This is a genomic window from Pseudomonas sp. FR229a, from assembly GCF_030209115.1.
Lineage (GTDB): Bacteria > Pseudomonadota > Gammaproteobacteria > Pseudomonadales > Pseudomonadaceae > Aquipseudomonas > Aquipseudomonas moraviensis_A.
Genome location: NZ_JARVSP010000009.1, coordinates 140,160 through 157,279, shown reverse-complemented (window position 1 = coordinate 157,279; position 17,120 = coordinate 140,160). Strand labels below are relative to the sequence as shown.

General features: G+C 58.4%; 14 protein-coding genes. 7 read left to right on the top strand and 7 right to left on the bottom strand.

Annotation, left to right across the window (positions count from 1 at the left end):
* Positions 1 to 176 precede the first annotated feature (176 nt).
* The 5 genes from QRN33_RS09680 to orn form a co-directional block, all read right to left on the bottom strand.
* The gene (locus QRN33_RS09680) at positions 177 to 2,606 is read right to left on the bottom strand and encodes a leucine-rich repeat domain-containing protein (RefSeq protein WP_285408269.1); all 2,430 of its coding nucleotides are present in this window, start codon (positions 2,604 to 2,606) and stop codon (positions 177 to 179) included.
* A 184-nt stretch (positions 2,607 to 2,790) separates the two neighbouring features.
* Complete coding sequence (locus QRN33_RS09675; RefSeq protein ID WP_285408267.1) at positions 2,791 to 3,822, bottom strand: hypothetical protein; 1,032 nt, start codon at positions 3,820 to 3,822, stop codon at positions 2,791 to 2,793.
* Between the two features lie 174 nt (positions 3,823 to 3,996).
* Positions 3,997 to 4,608, bottom strand: coding sequence for a trimeric intracellular cation channel family protein (locus tag QRN33_RS09670; protein WP_042607795.1), 612 nt, complete (start codon positions 4,606 to 4,608; stop codon positions 3,997 to 3,999).
* 146 nt (positions 4,609 to 4,754) lie between these two features.
* Positions 4,755 to 5,780 (bottom strand): hypothetical protein, encoded by a 1,026-nt coding sequence (locus QRN33_RS09665; protein WP_123419888.1) that lies wholly within the window; start codon positions 5,778 to 5,780, stop codon positions 4,755 to 4,757.
* Between the two features lie 456 nt (positions 5,781 to 6,236).
* Positions 6,237 to 6,779 carry an oligoribonuclease gene (gene orn, locus QRN33_RS09660; protein ID WP_042607793.1) on the bottom strand — a complete coding sequence of 181 codons (543 nt, stop codon included), beginning with the start codon at positions 6,777 to 6,779 and terminating at the stop codon, positions 6,237 to 6,239.
* Positions 6,780 to 6,886: 107 nt separating this feature from the next.
* Here orn and rsgA point away from each other — a divergent pair, with 107 nt between their 5' ends.
* The 3 genes from rsgA to QRN33_RS09645 all read left to right on the top strand — a co-directional run bounded on the left by rsgA (position 6,887) and on the right by QRN33_RS09645 (position 9,676).
* Positions 6,887 to 7,918: a small ribosomal subunit biogenesis GTPase RsgA gene (rsgA, locus tag QRN33_RS09655; protein WP_024011360.1), complete on the top strand. Its 1,032-nt coding sequence runs from the start codon at positions 6,887 to 6,889 to the stop codon at positions 7,916 to 7,918.
* A 313-nt stretch (positions 7,919 to 8,231) separates the two neighbouring features.
* Positions 8,232 to 9,191 carry a caspase family protein gene (locus tag QRN33_RS09650; RefSeq protein WP_285408264.1) on the top strand — a complete coding sequence of 320 codons (960 nt, stop codon included), beginning with the start codon at positions 8,232 to 8,234 and terminating at the stop codon, positions 9,189 to 9,191.
* Complete coding sequence (locus tag QRN33_RS09645; RefSeq protein ID WP_042607791.1) at positions 9,191 to 9,676, top strand: toll/interleukin-1 receptor domain-containing protein; 486 nt, start codon at positions 9,191 to 9,193, stop codon at positions 9,674 to 9,676. Before QRN33_RS09650 ends, QRN33_RS09645 begins: the two co-directional genes overlap by 1 nt.
* 253 nt (positions 9,677 to 9,929) lie before the next feature.
* Here the strand turns inward: QRN33_RS09645 and motB are convergent, their stop codons facing one another.
* Positions 9,930 to 10,976 (bottom strand): flagellar motor protein MotB, encoded by a 1,047-nt coding sequence (gene motB / locus QRN33_RS09640; RefSeq protein ID WP_064363123.1) that lies wholly within the window; start codon positions 10,974 to 10,976, stop codon positions 9,930 to 9,932.
* A gap of 3 nt (positions 10,977 to 10,979) precedes the next feature.
* Entirely contained in the window at positions 10,980 to 11,831 is an 852-nt protein-coding gene (motA, locus tag QRN33_RS09635; RefSeq protein WP_024011357.1) for a flagellar motor stator protein MotA, read from the bottom strand.
* 166 nt (positions 11,832 to 11,997) lie between these two features.
* Here motA and QRN33_RS09630 point away from each other — a divergent pair, with 166 nt between their 5' ends.
* The 4 genes from QRN33_RS09630 (at position 11,998) to QRN33_RS09615 (ending at position 17,087) form a co-directional block, all read left to right on the top strand.
* A complete protein-coding gene (locus tag QRN33_RS09630; RefSeq protein WP_252881199.1) occupies positions 11,998 to 13,536 on the top strand; it encodes an HDOD domain-containing protein in 1,539 nt (512 codons plus the stop codon).
* Between the two features lie 42 nt (positions 13,537 to 13,578).
* On the top strand, positions 13,579 to 14,412 hold the full coding sequence (rhdA, locus tag QRN33_RS09625; protein ID WP_064363127.1) for a thiosulfate sulfurtransferase: 834 nt from the start codon (positions 13,579 to 13,581) through the stop codon (positions 14,410 to 14,412).
* Positions 14,412 to 15,272 (top strand): archaetidylserine decarboxylase, encoded by an 861-nt coding sequence (asd, locus tag QRN33_RS09620; protein WP_024011354.1) that lies wholly within the window; start codon positions 14,412 to 14,414, stop codon positions 15,270 to 15,272. The genes rhdA and asd overlap by 1 nt, the downstream gene beginning before the upstream one ends.
* A 66-nt stretch (positions 15,273 to 15,338) precedes the next feature.
* Positions 15,339 to 17,087 carry a cyclic-di-GMP receptor FimW-related protein gene (locus QRN33_RS09615; RefSeq protein WP_285408261.1) on the top strand — a complete coding sequence of 583 codons (1,749 nt, stop codon included), beginning with the start codon at positions 15,339 to 15,341 and terminating at the stop codon, positions 17,085 to 17,087.
* Positions 17,088 to 17,120 lie beyond the last annotated feature (33 nt).

Genomic DNA, 17,120 nt, shown 5'->3' with positions numbered 1-17,120 from the left:
TCGTGAGTTTTATAAAACCGCCTGCAACAACTCCCCTGCCATCCTTTGGTTCCGGCACTCAATGATTGCTCCCCTCCCGACCTGAACGTCACAGAATCAGAAGCGGAGCCATCGAGTAGTCTATTTCTTGTCTGGCTATGTCAGCAAAACAAAGGAGTCGTTACTTTAACCAATATTCAGTCACTCTCTGAACCTGTCGAAAAACCGCTCTCCGAGGACTCACTATCGGAGTCGGACTGTAAAACTACATCCTCCGTATGGATTTCCACCTTTCGATCCATACTGGAATTTTCAAGATACTGACCAATCCGCTGCCTTGACTCGGCACTCAGCGGATTATTCAATAAACCGATGAACAGATCCTGGGTATCCGGAATCTCTAACAGTTCATATCCCACGTCTGAAATATTATTATCATGCAATGCCACGACACCCAGTTTCGTGAGCCGATCTATGCCTGAAGGAATGCTTGAAAGATTTGCGTTGCTCAGCATCAATCCGGTCAAGCCCGCCATGTGGCCTACATGCGGAGTAACTGTCAGAGGATTGTTTGCCAGATTCAAGCGGGTAAGCGTTTCAATTCTGGACAATCCTTCAACTGTGGCCTCGGATAGTGTCAGCGAGCACCCGTCCAGCGCAAGCTCGCTTAACTGGCGCATTTGAAATATTCCTGACGGGAATTCCTCTGTTTTTATGCCAAACACTCCCAAATGTTGAAGATTTGGAAAACTGTCAAGAAACGCACCTATCCGTGCTATCGGTTCATTGGCGGTCAATATTAACTCTGTTACATATTCAAACCGGCTTGACAACCTTGGTAATACACCCGAAAAATCAACGTAGTGAGAAAAATGATCGTCTCCCTCGTCCCACTTCGAAACCGACTTGCGTTGCCAGATAGCTTGCAACTTTGCGCTGAACTGCTCGCGAGCCTGGCGCTGTCCGGCGGGTGTCGGCGCGCCTTCTGGTTGCGCTGTCGGCGTATGGGGTAATGTCCCTTCGGCCGTCCATACCGCCAATTCCTCACGCAACGTCGCAAGCTCTGTTTCCAGGCGAAACAAAACCTCTGATGAATCACTCTTCAAGCGCTCAGTGATAAATGCCGTCACCTCCTCATCTGGAAGATGCGGATATAGATTGCGTACGCGCTCTACAACGGACTTTGGCGATAACGGGTTGTCGTCACCTCCCCCTCGCAGATGCCCCGTTTGCCCATATCGCGCGATGGCTGGATCGGCGGTAACCGGAAGCGTCGGCAGCCCCAGCAATTCGTTCACGGCATGGTGCGACGGCAACGGCAGTGCACGAATCAGCTGTTGCAGTGCCGCACCCCCACCTTCTGTCACACCCAGCAAACGGCGATGCCCGGGCAACAACACAAGCCAGATGGCTGAATACAGATCCTTCGAGCCCTCAGGTATTTGGGCGTCGCTGCTTTGGATGACATAGCCATCACCCTCACGAATCAGTATGTGACGAAACGGCGACCGGGCGTCGCCGCTAGTGCTGAGGACAGGCCCGTCTCCGGCCCCCTGGCGAATCTCGAAAGCAATCTGCCGCGGCCAGTTCGCGAGATTTCCGAGCATATGCAGCACTAGCCGATCACTGTCCAGATTGGATACCGCCTCCAGATAAATACCTTCCCTGGCCCTCGCCAGGCGAATATCCCGAAGCGCCAGCAGTGCCTCTTTCGCCACTCGCTGTGGCATGCCTGGCTGGTTGTGCATATGTAAACGCTCGGTGGCGCTCATGTTGCGCCATATCGCCAGTGCAGCCGTTTTCGGCAGATTTGGAAATACCCGGCGCATCCGTAAAGTATGTTCATCGCAATTGGCTTCAAAGGCTTCTTCCAGTTCCTTGAACCTCGTAAACCGCTCAGGTGCGGCCCCGCGTCCCTGCGCCTGAATCTTCTGATCAAGTTCGAAGCGCCTGATGGTGTCCTCCAGTAAAAACGGCGCAGGACGATCATTAATGAGCACATCGCGCAGGGCGACTTCATCGACGCCACTCACTGCCAGCAGGCGTGCAACCGTGGCGTCGGAAAACTGCGCCACAGAACGACCCATCCGGCGGAAAAGTTGTGCGGTTTGTACTGATATTGAATCGGTGACGGTGGCGAAATCGCTGTCAAGCGGGCCCCAGAACCGGCCCTCGCTGTCGAGTTTCATCAGCGGGCCGGAAGGGTCGAGTTCACTGGCCAGCGTGGCACGAAACAGGCCACTCTCGACATCCAGCACCACTTGCACCATATGGTCATCGTCTACGGCAACATACTGACGCTGCTTCACGATCCGCATGCCTTGCGCATCGAACTCGCCGAGTTTTTTGGGTGTGGGTATCCAGTAATCTGCCAGTGAAGACTTCGCGACGTGCATCGTGAGTTCATTGATCACGGAAGAGCTCGGGTTCACGCTCACCCAGATCTCTGGCGTCAATGCGGCCGGGTCAGGCGCCAGAGAAGGATGCGCGGGTTCCAGGCGGCGCGGGATGGGCAGAGCCGGGGTTGATGAAGAAACGGAGGATGACCAGTGAGTATCCTCTACGCTGAAATCGGGGGTTTTGGTTGGGGCGGGTACAGGTTTGACTCTGGGCGGTTTGCCAGTCATGACTACTCATCCTTGATATATGGGTGTGCTGGCCCTCGCATAGCTGGAGGGCCAACGCTAGATATAAATAACAGCACGTTGGGTGCGATTACCTGATAACTGAACACCGCAGCTTATCGGTAGTCGTCATGCCAAAAAGCATATATATATCTATTCCATCCACCGACATTGCATCAGTGGAGACTCAACCTCGCTCCAGGTATAAATTACGCTCGTAGAAGTTCACGCGAATCGCCAGCCTATGCTCCGTGCCGTGTTCATCAATGGCCAGAAAATAAAGTTTATTTCCGTATTTGAATGCCTTTCCGATTTTCGAGTATTCCGACAGCGCTTGTACGACGGTAAACTCGCCGTCGCTCTGAACCCTGACAGTATAATTCTCGTCCTCCCAGGTATGGGCGTCGGGGAAAAAAGCGAATACAAAAGGATCACCTTTAACCGGCAAGGACACTGTCACCTCACGGGTTTCAGGGCTGGCAAGAATGACCTTCATATAATTGGTTTTGCTTTCATTAAGCCTGTTACCCCCCGCAAAATCATGATCAGCCCCTTTCTCTATACCGTCTACAACCCAATCGACCAGCTTGATCTGCTGCCCCCGCGGATACAGTCCCAGACGATAGCTCCAGATCCGATTACCCGGCAACTCGTCGCCGCGCCGGGTTTGATACCAACGAAATTCTTCCATTGAGTACGCCGAAGGGGGTTGTGCTTCGATGGTTACACTGCTGTCCTGGACACTGGAAAGTGTGGTTCCGTTGCTGAGAATCCTCTCACCGTTCAGAGACAGACGCGCGCCAATCCGGGTGGTCCCGGCGCTGGACGTGGATACCCAGAACGTGCGCACCTGCGGATGGGCACTATCATTTTCCAGATCATCGTCGTGAACCTCTGAGGCAGTGAGTGAAGGCCTTGCCTCAAGGGTAAAGCGACCTTGCACAGTGCTCGCGGCCCAGCCGTCGCGCAACGTATTGCCGGTGCTGTAATGAATGAGTTCGATACTGTCCATTACATCAGCCGGTACGTGCATGGTATTGCCGTCGGCGTCTACCCCGGTAACCAGAACTTGAACCTTGACCTGCATCCGGCCATTACCAAACAGTGTTTTGCTGCGAGTACTGTCATTGGCGTCGAACTTGACGCTTAAACGGGCGAGGCCTGTAAGTACTGGCGCAGCGGTTTGCTGACCGTGTGTAGCGTCCATGCTTTCACTCATGATGCATTTCCTTGAAAAGTTGTATTTGAATATTGACATCGAAAATATGCCAACAAAAAAACTACAGACCCTTCAAATAAACAGCAAAGCGAAAAATGTAAGAAACATACACTTGCAAGTCCCTGGCGGTTTACCAGCCTTTATTCGACAGGCCAATATTCCATGCAAAAGATATTAATGCTCGTCGTTATAAACGAATTTTGGCATTTCCCAATGGAAACGGATGGCAAGCAGACGTAACAAAAACCCGCCGAATAGCGTGATCAAAATGGCTTGTTCGCTCGGCACATTCAAATAAAGACACAGCATGTAGCACCACGCGGCAGCGAAGGAGACACTCGCATACAGTTCGCGCCGAAAAATCAGCGGGATGTCGTTGCAGAAAATATCCCGCAGAATGCCGCCGAATACCCCGGTGATCACGCCGCTGACCGAAGCCACCAACATGCCATGGCCCATTTCCAGAGCGGTCATGCAGCCGATCAGCGTAAACGCCACCAGACCGACAGCGTCGAGCACCAGAAACAGCGAGCGCAGATGGCGCATCCAGCGCGCGGTGAATACGGTGAACATTGCCGCAACCGAGGTCAGCACCAGGTATTCCGGGTGCTTGACCCAGGTCAGCGGATAATGCCCAAGCAACACATCACGCACTGAGCCACCGCCCAGCGCCGTGATGCAGGCAATCAGCACCACACCGAACCAGTCCATGCCGCGACGACCGGCAGACAGCGCGCCAGTCATGGCTTCAGCGGTGATGGCAATCAGATAGAGCATCAGCAACATGGGGGCAATCCTGGCAGTGAGGCGCGCAGTTTAGCCACTAGGCGCCGGCACCGACAGAGATGACGCTAAGCTCGCTCCGATTTAAAGCCGCCGTCATGGGTGACGGAACGGAATGCCGGCGGTGGGATTTCAGAAAAAATGAAGTATCAACCGCGTTCCAGCCTGAAGCTTCGCTCTTTGAAGTCAGTGCGGATAGCCAACTTATGCTCAGTGCCGAATTGATCCAGAGCGGTGAAGCGAAAAACTTCCGATCTGTCGGCAGGCAATTGATCTCGTGCCACGGGGGACAATACCTGGACAACCGTCAGTTCTCCGACGCGGTCGTTCACTCGAACCTCATAGTCCTTCTCGCGATGAATGAAACTGATGGAGTCAGGCGTCGAGCCGGAAGTCTCGGCATACGGTAACGAGACGTTAAAAACTTCCCTGTCCGGGCGAAGCAGAATTCCTGCCTGAAACGCTGCATTCCATGCTTCGACTTTATTACCGAAAGCAAATACAACATTCTTTACCGGACCTTCAGCAATCCAGTCCACCAACTTGACTTGCTGCGAATGGGGATAAAGGCCGAGATAGTATTTGTAAATACGTTGATTCCTGAATCCGCCGTCGTACCAGACATCTTCCCAACGGAATTGCTCAATCGCGTAGGTGACCGGCAGGATGGCTTCAATGCTGATACTGCTGTCATGCCTGCTCGACAGCGTTGTCCCATTACTGCGGATGACGGTATCAGCAAACTTTATGGAAGCACCGATCTGAATGGTTTCAACATTTTCGCTGGAAACCCAGAATGTGCGTACCCGGCGCTGGTCCGAGGCATCCTCGTTGCCATCATCCTCATCTTCCATAGCGTTGGGGTTGTGCGCTACCGCCAAGGTGAAACGGCCCTGCTCCGCGCTGGCTCGCCACCCATTGCGCAAGGTTTTGCCGCTATCGTAGTGAATAAGACGGATACTCTCCATGACCTCGTCGGACACAGCAACGACGTTACCATCGCGATCCAGACCAGCAACTACGACCTGGACTTTGACCTGCATGCGCCCATTGGCGTAGAGCACTTTGCTGCGACTGGATGCGCCGGCGTCAAATTTTACAGCAAAACTACCGATACTTTCTGCGACGCCAGACTCATCGGATTGACGACGTAACGCATTCAACTGTTCACTCATGAATTACTTCCTTGCCAGACATAAACTCGAACATTACGTGGTTCGCAACACTGAGCAGCATGAATAACATACGGGAAGGAAAATCCATCACCTGAAAGTGTTAATAAAACAGACGAACGCAGGCACCCCTCATTCAAGAGACATCCTGATTGAAAAACTTCAAAGGCCTGACCTTACGCAAACACACAGTAACAAACTTCCAGACACAAGCTTACACTTCCAGAGCGAGAACAATTCACCGCCAGACCCAATGTCAGTATGGAAACAACAGATAAATACATGACATGCAACTTCCAAACAGTTGCAGCACTAACGCCGGCATAAACAGCGTTGAAAGGTCAGCGGCTGTCATTGCAACAGATGCCGCCGATCAGGGTGAACGCCTTGAGATCGTTTCGCGCAGGGGCGCCACGCTCCAATGCAGGAGCCACCTGTGGCGGCTCCTGCACAACACCATCAGAACTTGATGAAATGCTTACGGTAATGCTGCAACTCGGCGATGGATTCGCGGATGTCGTCCAGCGCCAGGTGCGTGCTGCCCTTCTTGAAGCTGTCACGCACGTCCGGCGCCCAGCGCGCGGCCAGTTCCTTGAGTGTGGAAACGTCGAGGTTGCGATAGTGGAAGTAGCTTTCCAGCGCCTTCATGTGGGTGTAAAGGAAACGACGGTCCTGGCAGATGCTGTTGCCGCAGATCGGCGACTTGCCCTTCGGCACCCATTGTTCCAGGAAGGCGATGGTTTCGGCCTCGGCTTCGGCCATGCTGATGCGGCTCTCGCGCACACGCTGGGTCAGGCCGGAGTTGCCGTGAGTGCGGGTGTTCCACTCATCCATGCGCGCAAGGACTTCGTCGCTGTGATGGATGGCGATTACCGGACCTTCAGCCAATGTGTTCAGCTCACTGTCGGTGACGATGGTAGCCATTTCGATGATCACGTCGTTGTCTGGATCCAGACCGGTCATCTCCAGGTCGATCCAGATCAGGTTCTGCGGGTTTTGCATATTCGGGCTCCTAGGCAATGCTGCGCAGTTTAGCCTAGGCCGGTGGCCGGGCGTGCTAAACTCGCGGCCGTTTTACCTAATCGCTGCATTCTTCAGACGGAACACCCATGGCCAAACGCCAACTCAATCGTCGTCAAAACTGGCGCATCGAAAAGATTCAGGGCGAGCGCGCCGCACGCGCCGCCAAACGCGAGTCCTCGGCGGTCGAAGCCCTAGAGGGCGGCGACCTCGGCCCTGAGCAACACGGTCTGGTGATCGCTCACTTCGGTGTACAGGTCGAAGTCGAGGCCGTTGACGGCGAACTCGCCGGTCAAGTGTTCCGCTGTCACTTGCGCGCCAACCTGCCGGCGCTGGTCACTGGCGACAAAGTCGTCTGGCGCGCCGGTAACCAAGGCATCGGCGTGATCGTCGCGCAACTGCCGCGCAGCACTGAACTGTGCCGCCCGGACAGCCGTGGTCAGCTCAAGCCGGTTGCCGCCAACGTCGACATGATCGTCATCGTTTTCGCGCCGCTGCCCGAGCCCCACGCCAACCTGATCGACCGCTATCTGGTTGCCGCCGAACATGCCGGCATCCGCCCGCTTCTGCTGCTGAACAAATTCGACCTGATCGACGAGCAGAACGCCCCGGCGCTCAACGCGTTGCTGGCGGTGTATCGCACGCTGGGTTACCCGGTGCTGGAAGTTTCGGCGCACCACGGCGACGGCATGGAACAGCTGCAAAAGCAGCTCGACGGGCGCATCAGCGTATTCGTCGGCCAGTCCGGCGTCGGCAAGTCGTCGCTGGTCAACAGCCTGCTGCCGGAAGTCGAAACCCGTGTCGGGCCGTTGTCCGAGCTGTCCGGACAGGGCACGCACACTACCACCACCGCGCGTCTGTTCCATTTCCCCGGCGGCGGCGAACTGATCGACTCCCCGGGCATCCGCGAATTCGGTCTGGGCCACGTCAGCCGCGCCGACGTCGAAGCCGGTTTCATCGAGTTCGACGACCTGCTCGGCACCTGCCGCTTCCGCGACTGCAAGCACGACCGCGAACCGGGTTGCGCGCTGCTCAAGGCGCTCGAAGACGGCCGCATCCAGCAGCAGCGCATGAACAGCTACCGCTCGATCATCGCCAGCCTGCCTGAAAACGGCTATTAAACAGCCGCGCCGGCAGCCCTGCGCCATGGGCCGCCGGCTGTCGGATCGCATCTGACACAATCACGCCCTTCTTAAACATCAGCCCTGTCTGTAGGCTTTTGCGCGCCTGCCTGCAGGACCTTTCTGTTTTGCCGCGCGGACCTTGTAGGTCTTTACCAGCGGCCTACATTCGTTTCCTCCTTCGCTTACTGCGATCCAAGAGGAATCCAATGCAAAGCTGCCATTCATTCATCAGCCAATCGTCTCGCATCGCCCACGTGTGCAATCCCCACAGAATCGTCAGCGCGAACAGCCTGCACACGGTGGTGTAACCATGCGCAAGGCACTGTTTATCGGCATCAATGACTATGCGCATATTTGCGGGCTGAGCGGCTGTTGCAACGACGCCATGGCCATGGCGTCGGTACTCAAAACCAACGCAAATGGCGACCCCAATTTCAAGAATGTCGTGTTGACGTCCGCTGAGGATTATCTGAGCCGGGAGAAAATCGAGGACCAGATCCGCGAGTTGTTTTCCGGCGACAGCAACGTCGCTCTGCTGTACTTCGCCGGCCATGGTGATTTCGACGCCGACAGCGATGAAGGCATGCTGATCCCCCAGGATTACCGTACCCCCAAGGACGGCATCCGCATCAGCGACATTCTCAACTGGGCGGACAAAGCCACGCGGATCAAAAACAAAGTGATCATCCTCGACTGCTGCCAGAGCGGCTCGGCCGGCGAAGTGCGCGCCTTGCGCAGCGAGAGCAGCATGGTCGGCGAAGGCATGAGCATTCTCACCGCTTGCAAAAAAACCGAGCCGGCCATGGAGGGCGCGCAGCATGGCGTATTCACCGGCCTGCTCCTGCAAGCGCTGCATGGCGGCGCGGCGAACATCCTCGGCAAGATCACTCCCGGCAGCCTGTATTCCTTCGTGGACAACGCCCTCGGTGCCTGGGAACAGCGTCCGGTGTTCAAGACCAATGTGTCGCAGTTCATTTCCCTGCGCGAAGTCTCGCCGCTGATCCCCAAGGACATCCTGCGCAAATTGCCGGACTGGTTCGCCGAGGCCGAATCGGTGTTCCCGCTCGATCCCAGCTATGAGCCGACTGAAAAGGCGTTCCTGCCCGAGCATGGCGAGGTCTTCGCCCAGTTGCAGAAGTGCAACCGCCACAGCCTGATCGAACCGGTCGACGCCGAGCACATGTATTACGCCGCGATTCACTCGATCGGCTGCCGCCTGACGGCACTCGGCGCTTATTACCGCGAACTCGCCCTCAAAGGACACTTCTGATGCCCGTCTTTATCAGCTACCGCCATATGGATCGCGCTCATGCGATTGCCATCAACACCCGCCTGACTCAGGCGAAGATCAGGACTTACCTGGACGTGCTCGATCCGGAATCGCAGACCACCGACGACATCACCGGGGTCATCACCCGCAACATCACCGAATGCACGCATTTGCTGGCGGTGGTGTCGGAGAGGACAGCGCTGTCGTGGTGGGTGCCGTTTGAGATTGGCGAGGCCACGATCAGCAACCGGCGGATCTGTACGTTCAAGACCGGGCCGGCGGAGCTGCCGATCTATCTGGACAAGTGGCCGAAGCTGAGCACGGCCAGCGATCTGGATTTCTTTATCGAGGCGTATCGGGATGAGGTGTCGAACCAGCGCTCGATGACGCTGGACTCGATCAGCGAGTCGGTGAAAGGGGCCTACAAGCGTGATGCAGAGATGTTTCATGAACAGCTGAAGAACCGGATTCGTCGTGGGTTCTAGAATGTAGTCACTTTCTAAAGGCCCCTCACCCTAGCCCTCTCCCGGAGGGAGAGGGGACTGACCGTGTCGCGTTCAAGAATAACGTCGACTTGAAATTACTCAGTCGAACTCAGGTTTTGGCCCCCCGGAAATCGGCTCCCTCTCCCTCGGGAGAGGGCTGGGGTGAGGGGCAGAGGTCTGTCTGGTTACACAACTCTCAAGCCGAAAAAAATCCTGACAAAAAAGCCGACATCACTGTCGGCTTTTTTGTCACTTACTGCTTCGGCGCAGGCGCTGGCGCAGCCCCACCCGGCTCAGCCGGCTTCGGCGCGGCGTCATCGAACAGATTCAAGCGTTCGCGCAACTCGTGGGCCGGCACTGGCTGCTTGTCCGCCGGCAATGCGTTCGGATCAACCGGGGCTGCCGGAGCAGCACCGTTCTGCCCCTGATCCGCCGGTTTCGCCGCCTCAGGACCCTGCGCACCTTCAATCGCCGCCTGGGCTTTTTTGGTCAGCACGACAATGTCGATCCGGCGGTTCACCGGGTTGAACGGGTTTTCCCGGTCGAACAATGCCGACGAGGCATAACCGACCACCCGCGCTACTTGCGCATCCGGATAGCTGCCGGCGACCAAGGCACGACGAGCCGCGTTGGCACGGTTGGCCGAGAGTTCCCAGTTGCCGTAATCGCCAGTGCCGATGTATGGCTTGGCGTCGGTGTGGCCACTGATGCTGATCTTGTTCGGCACCGCTTTGATGGTGTCGGCCATGGCCAGCAGGATGTCTTCGAAGTACGGTTTCAGGCGCGCGGAACCGGAGTCGAACATCGGCCGGTTCTCAGCGTCCATGATCTGGATGCGCAAGCCGTTTGGCGTGATTTCGAAGAGGATCTGATCCTTGAATTTCTGCAGTTGCGGGTTCTCGTCGACCTTGTTCTGCAGTTCTTGCAGCAGCAGTTCGAGACGCTCCTTCTCGACCTGTTCGGCCATGCCTTCCACCTGTTCGGTGTCGACCGTGACCTTGTCAGGCTGCGGCTGCGACTTCACTTCCGGGTTGAGGGTATTTTCCGGCGCCAGGGTCGGCGTGCCACCGAGATCGATGATGTACGGCGTGCCGCTTTCGGAGAAGCCGACCGGGTCCTTGAAATAACCGGCGATGGCGATCTTCTGTTCCGGTGTAGCGGTGGACAGCAGCCACAGCACCAGAAAGAACGCCATCATCGCCGTGGCAAAGTCGGCAAAGGCGATTTTCCACGCCCCGCCGTGGTGCCCGGCGGCAATGCGCTTGACGCGCTTGACGATGATCGGCTGATTATTTTCCATAACTTAACGACCGCGAACCGCTTGTTCCAGCTCGGCAAAGCTTGGACGGTGCGCCGGGTACAGAACCTTGCGGCCGAACTCGACCGCCAGCGACGGCGGCATGCCGGATGCCGAAGCCACCAGCGAGGCCTTGATGGCTTCGTAGACGTTCAGCTCTTCCTTGGCATCGTGGGCCAGGGAATGCGCCAGCGGGCCGAAGAAACCGTACGCCGCGAGAATACCGAAGAAGGTACCGACCAGTGCCGCACCCACGTGCAGACCGATCGACGCCTGGTCGCCCTCGCCCAGCGAGGCCATGGTCACCACAATACCGAGTACCGCCGCGACGATACCGAAACCGGGCATGCCGTCGGCGATGCCGTTGACCGCGTGCGATGGGTGTTCGAGGTCTTCCTTGAGGCTGTACAGCTCCATGTCGAACAGGCCTTCCAGTTCGTGCGGAGCCATGTTGCCGGAGGACATGATGCGCAGGTAATCGCAGACGAACGCGGTCATGCGTTCATCCTTGAGCACGGCGGGGTACTTGGCGAAGATCGGGCTCGCGGCGGCATCTTCGATGTCGCCTTCGATTGCCATCATGCCTTCGCGGCGGCTCTTGTTGAGGATCTCGTAGATCAGCCCGAGCACTTCCAGGTAGAAGGTGTGGGTGAAGCGCGAACCGAACATGCTCAGGGATTTCTTGAGCACGTGCATCGTCATGTAACCGGGGTTGGCCTGGAGGAAAGCGCCGAGGGCCGCACCGCCGATGATCATCACCTCGAAGGGCTGGATCAGGGCGGCAATCTTGCCGTGGGAGAGCACGTATCCGCCGAGCACGCTCGCGAATACGACGATGATGCCGATAATTTTAGCCATAGGTAGAAGGTACTTGTTTAAGTCGGGTTCAAGGTCATATTCGGAAGTTAAAAAATCTCTTCTTCTACTTATCGGCAAAACTGCGCCAGACTATAGCCAGTTCAGGCGAAAAGCCAATTTAGCCCATGCCGGGCGCGTCTACAGTCAGTGAAGATCTCGTCCAGACATGGCTAATGAAACGAACATTCCATCGGTAAAACCGACCACCCTCCAGGCGTGGGTCAAGCTGCTCGACAGCGTCCGCCTGCCCGTGCCGCAAGAGGCTCACGACAAAGTCTGCCGGGCAATCCGCGACAACCGCAGCTCGCTGCGCGACATCGCCGACCTGATGCAGGACAGCCCGGCGCTGGCCTTGAGCATCATCCGTGAGGCCAATCGTCACACCCACGGTACGATGGCTGCGCCGGCGGAAAATCTTGAGGTGGCAATCAATCGCCTGGGCCTGGCCCGTACCGAAGAACTGCTCGCGCGCCTGCCCGCCGAAGCGCACATGCAGATCCCCAAGGCCCTGCGCCAGTTGCAGTTGATCAGCCAGCATGCGACGCAACAGGCCAACGGTTTTTTCGCCAGTCGCCTGGCACGGCTATGGCAGGACATTCATTGGGGCAGCCTGTTGTTCCTCTCGCCGCTGTGGCCGTTGGCGCTGACCTATCCCCAGTTGCTCGAAGAGTGGGAATTGCGGGTGATCCACAAGGGCGAATCGGCACGTGTGGTTGAAAAACAGTTGTTCGGCGTGCGCCTGTTGAAGATTGCCGAGGCCCTGGTGCATGCCTGGCACCTGCCGATCTGGGTCGAGCAAGGCTACAAATTGCTGCTCAGCGAACAACGCGAACTGGTCAAAGTGCTGCGCATCGCCCGTGACAGCGAACACCCGCTGCGCCAGCAGAACCGCCTCGACGATGACCCGACGCTACGGCGCTGGCTCAACCAACCGGCGAATACCGTGCTGCTGGCCAACGGTCTGGCGCTGTCGGCGCAACAGGCCTGGGACAGTCCGCACAGCAAGCGCTGGCAGTACCTGACCAGCCTGTACCTGCAAATCTCGATGGACGAAGTGCAGCAGCAGTTGCACCAGCAAGCGGCGAACAGCGCACGTCAGCATGCAATGCCCGATCTGTGGCACCCGGCGGTTTCGCTGATCTGGCCGTGGGGCAGCCGTCGCTTGCCTGCCGGCATGCTCCCGGCAGCAGCACCCAATTCGGAAGATCTGGGCCAATGGCGTCGGCAATGCGCCGAGCTGCTCGCCGAGCCCAGCCGCTTCACCAACGCGATGAGCCTGACCGTCGCTGCCCGCGAGGCACTGGTGGCCAGCGGCATGCGCCGAGTGATGATTCTGATGGCTGACCGCACCCACTCGACCCTTCGCGTGCAGCAAACCGCTGGCCTGCCGAAGGACGCGGCAGCGCTGAGTTTTGCCGTCAGCCAAAGCAAAGTCCTGCAGCGTCTGCTCGCCCAGCAGGCACAGGTGCGAATCACCCCGGAGAACAACGCTCAGTTCTCCGCCTTGTTACCCGCGGGGCTGCGCACGCTGTTTCGCGGCGAGCATCTGTTCCTGCGTTCATTGGTCAACAATGGCCGGGTGATCATGATTGTCGTCGCCGATCAGGGCGGCGGGCCGTTCGCCGACATCACCGTGCAGGCCTTCGGCAAAACCGCGCAGTGCATCGAAAAAGCCCTGCACAGCTTTAGCAGCCGCGGCCAATGAGCCTGCGCTACAATCCTCCCCTTTGTGCTCTGGAGACCTCACATGTCTGACTTCTCTGGCTTGCCGCTCGTCATCGAGCCGAGCGACCTGCTGCCGCGCCTGGAGTCCCCGGAACTGATTCTGGTGGACCTGACCAGCCCTGCCCGGTATGCCGAAGGTCACTTGCCCGGCGCACGCTTTGTCGATCCGAAACGCACCCAGCTCGGCCAGCCGCCGGCGCCGGGACTGATGCCGGCGAAAGCCGATCTGCAAGCGTTGTTCGGTGAGCTTGGCCATCGCAAGGACGCGGTCTACGTGGTGTATGACGATGAAGGCGGAGGTTGGGCCGGGCGCTTCATCTGGCTGCTCGACGTCATTGGCCACGACAAGTACCACTATATAGACGGTGGCCTGCCGGCCTGGCTGGCGGCCGGCATGCCCATGTCGATCCAGGTGCCCGCCGCGGTCGGCGGCCCGGTGTCGCTGACCCTGCACGATGAACCGACCGCCACCCGCGAATACCTGCAAAGCCGTCTCGGCGCCGCCGATCTGGCGATCTGGGATGCGCGCGGGCCGCTGGAATATTCCGGCGAGAAAGTCCTCGCCGCCAAGGGCGGCCACATCCCCGGCGCGGTCAATTTCGAATGGACTGCCGGCATGGATCAGGCACGCCAGCTGCGCATTCGCACCGACATGCCGCAGATCCTCGAAAACCTCGGGATCACCAAGGACAAGGAAATCATTACCCACTGCCAGACCCATCACCGGTCGGGCTTCACTTATCTGGTGGCCAAATCCCTCGGTTATCCGCGGGTCAAGGGCTACGCCGGTTCCTGGGGCGAATGGGGCAACCACCCCGACACGCCTGTCGAGATTCAAGCTTCCAAGGACAACTAATGAAAGAGCGTCTGTTTATCCTCAGCCAATACCTGCTGCCGCATCACCTGCTGTCGCGCCTGGCCGGTTGCATCGCCGAATGCCGCGTGCGCTGGTTCAAGAATGCCTTTACCCAGTGGTTTGCCAAGCGTTATCAAGTGGACATGTCGCAAGCGCTGGTCGAAGACCTGACCGCTTACGAGCACTTCAACGCGTTCTTCACCCGCGCCCTGAAAGACGGCGCGCGTCCGCTGGACGAAACTCCGGGCGCGATCCTCAGCCCGGCCGACGGCGCGGTCAGCCAGCTCGGCCCGATCGAGCACGGTCGCGTGTTCCAGGCCAAGGGCCACAGTTTCAGCGTGCTCGAATTGCTCGGCGGTGATGCGGCCAACGCCGCGCCATTCATGGGCGGTGACTTCGCCACCATTTACCTGTCGCCGAAGGACTACCACCGCGTGCACATGCCGCTGGCCGGCACCCTGCGCGAAATGGTCTACATCCCGGGCCGGATCTTCTCGGTGAATCAGACCACCGCCGAGAACGTTCCCGAGCTGTTCGCCCGCAACGAGCGCGTGGCGTGCATCTTCGACACCGAACGCGGACCGATGGCGGTGGTGCTGGTCGGCGCGATGATTGTCGCTTCGATCGAAACCGTGTGGGCCGGTCTGGTCACGCCACCGAAGCGCGAGCTGAAAACCTTCCGCTACGACGAAGCCGCGCGCGCACCGATTCACTTGGAGAAAGGCGCTGAACTGGGGCGCTTCAAGCTGGGTTCGACGGCGATCGTGCTGTTTGGCCCGGATCAGGTGAAGTGGGCCGAAGAGCTGGTGGCCGGCTCGCCAGTGCAGATGGGCCAGGGTCTGGCACTGCCAAAAGCGTGATCCTGTTCGCGGAAGCAGCCGAGGCTGCTTCCGCAAACCGCGGCAATTGCTGCTATGGTTTTGCTCATGAGCCAAAACCTCTTCCCTCCCAAGTTACGCGCTCCGACTCCTACGCAAACGCGCCTGTCGTTCTGCGACGCCAGCCCGCGCGACCTCAAGCGCTGGATCGCTGGCCTGCCCAAAGCCAACATCGGCGAAACCGCGCGCCTGCTCTATCAGGGCCTGGGCGAACTCAACCTGCTGCTCACCCCCAGTGATAATCGCCTGCAACTGCTGGAGTTGCTGCGGCCCGAGGTGTATTTCGTCTGCCAGCATCTGGAACGGCATTTTTTGCATCAGGCGATCATGCTCGACGAGCGCTCGCGCAAGGTCAGCAACCTCTGCCAGGCGCTGCAGGGTCAGCTGGCCATCGGCTATAAACAGATCGTCCTGCGCATCCTGCCGAAATACAGCAAGGACCGCGCGACGCTGGTCAGCACCGCAATGCAACGCGCCGCGCATGCGCTGAAGGCGCAACTGGTGCGCGCCACGCAGCTGTACAGCTCACCGCCGGAACACGTGTGGTTCGAACTGCATCAGCTGTATTGCAGCGCTGCGCAATTACAGCTGCAGCAGCGGCGACTGCGCGATGATCTGGCTTATCTGACCAGCGATTTGAGCGTGGAGCAGACCTACATCGCCGCCCTGCTGCTGGGCAGTGCCCGTTGCAATCAGTTGCGTCAGAGCCAGATTGCCAGACTGGCCGAGGTCATCGAACCGTGGAGCGCCCTGCTCACACTGCATCCAGGCCGCGCAGACGACGGTTTGTTTGCGGTCAGCCCGGAACTGGATGTTGGCCCACGCTACCGCAAGATGTTTCGCAGCGAACAACAGAGCGGACTGCTGGGCTTCGATCCGCAACCGCTGGTCAAGCAGCTCGAAACGCATTTACGGCAGCAGCCGACCTCGACACCCTTACCCGTCTCCGCCGGCCTCAGCATCGATACCCTGCAACATCTGCACGCCACCTGGGGCCAGGCTGCCGAACGCAGCTTCCAGCGCAGCGCCGGGCAAGGCACATTGACCGTGTGCGTCGGCATGAGCGCCCTGCACTTCTACCTCGGCGGCGAGCGCACGTTCAGCGAATTGCTCAAACACCCCGGTGCCCGCGCGGCAAATTTCAGCAGCGTGGTGGCCAACGGCGAAAAGGACAGCTGGAGTCAGGCGTTCGACGCCGCACCGCAGAGTAACGATGAGCTGTTGCCGTACGAAGAAATCCAGTACGACCAATTAGCCGAGGATGAAGGCCCCGGCAACGCGCCGAACTATCCGACCTACGCCTTGCCCGTGATCAACCACAGCCCCGGCGGCTATTGCCTGGCCTGGCCGAGCGAGGTGCCCGCCGAATTACAGGCCGGGGAAATGCTCGGCATTCAGGACAGCGAAAGCAGAGGCTGGAGCATTGCGGTGATTCGCTGGATCCGCCAGGTACGCGGCAGCGGCACGCAGATGGGCATCGAACTGGTCGCGCCACACGCCCAGCCGTGCGGCCTGCAACTGGTGCGTTCAAAGGACGATCACGGCCATTACTTGCGCGCTTTGCTGCTGCCGGAGATCAGCGCGATCGACTTGCCGGCCACCGTACTGGCGCCGCGCCTGCCGTTTCAGGAAGGCAACAAAGTGCTGATCAACACTCAAGGAGAGGAACACCGCGCCGGGCTGGATCGGCGGGTGGCGAGTACCCACAGTTTCAACCAGTTCGCCTATCGCTCGCTGGATCCTGCGCAGAATGGCGGGGGTGAAGAGGATTTCGATTCGTTATGGAATTCGCTCTAGACCGAGGCGCGGCCTTCGCGAGCAGGCTCGCTC

Bases quoted from the DNA above. Each gene is read 5' to 3' on its own strand.
- QRN33_RS09670 (WP_042607795.1), bottom strand. From the start codon at position 4,608: ATGTTGCTGATGCTCTATCTGATTGCCATCACCGCTGAAGCCATGACT.
- QRN33_RS09680 (WP_285408269.1), bottom strand. From the start codon at position 2,606: ATGACTGGCAAACCGCCCAGAGTCAAACCTGTACCCGCCCCAACCAAA.
- QRN33_RS09650 (WP_285408264.1), top strand. From the start codon at position 8,232: ATGCGCAAGGCACTGTTTATCGGCATCAATGACTATGCGCATATTTGC.
- rhdA (WP_064363127.1), top strand. From the start codon at position 13,579: ATGTCTGACTTCTCTGGCTTGCCGCTCGTCATCGAGCCGAGCGACCTG.
- motA (WP_024011357.1), bottom strand. From the start codon at position 11,831: ATGGCTAAAATTATCGGCATCATCGTCGTATTCGCGAGCGTGCTCGGC.
- asd (WP_024011354.1), top strand. From the start codon at position 14,412: ATGAAAGAGCGTCTGTTTATCCTCAGCCAATACCTGCTGCCGCATCAC.
- QRN33_RS09665 (WP_123419888.1), bottom strand. From the start codon at position 5,780: ATGAGTGAACAGTTGAATGCGTTACGTCGTCAATCCGATGAGTCTGGC.
- QRN33_RS09615 (WP_285408261.1), top strand. From the start codon at position 15,339: ATGAGCCAAAACCTCTTCCCTCCCAAGTTACGCGCTCCGACTCCTACG.
- QRN33_RS09675 (WP_285408267.1), bottom strand. From the start codon at position 3,822: ATGAGTGAAAGCATGGACGCTACACACGGTCAGCAAACCGCTGCGCCA.
- motB (WP_064363123.1), bottom strand. From the start codon at position 10,976: ATGGAAAATAATCAGCCGATCATCGTCAAGCGCGTCAAGCGCATTGCC.
- rsgA (WP_024011360.1), top strand. From the start codon at position 6,887: ATGGCCAAACGCCAACTCAATCGTCGTCAAAACTGGCGCATCGAAAAG.
- QRN33_RS09645 (WP_042607791.1), top strand. From the start codon at position 9,191: ATGCCCGTCTTTATCAGCTACCGCCATATGGATCGCGCTCATGCGATT.
- orn (WP_042607793.1), bottom strand. From the start codon at position 6,779: ATGCAAAACCCGCAGAACCTGATCTGGATCGACCTGGAGATGACCGGT.
- QRN33_RS09630 (WP_252881199.1), top strand. From the start codon at position 11,998: ATGGCTAATGAAACGAACATTCCATCGGTAAAACCGACCACCCTCCAG.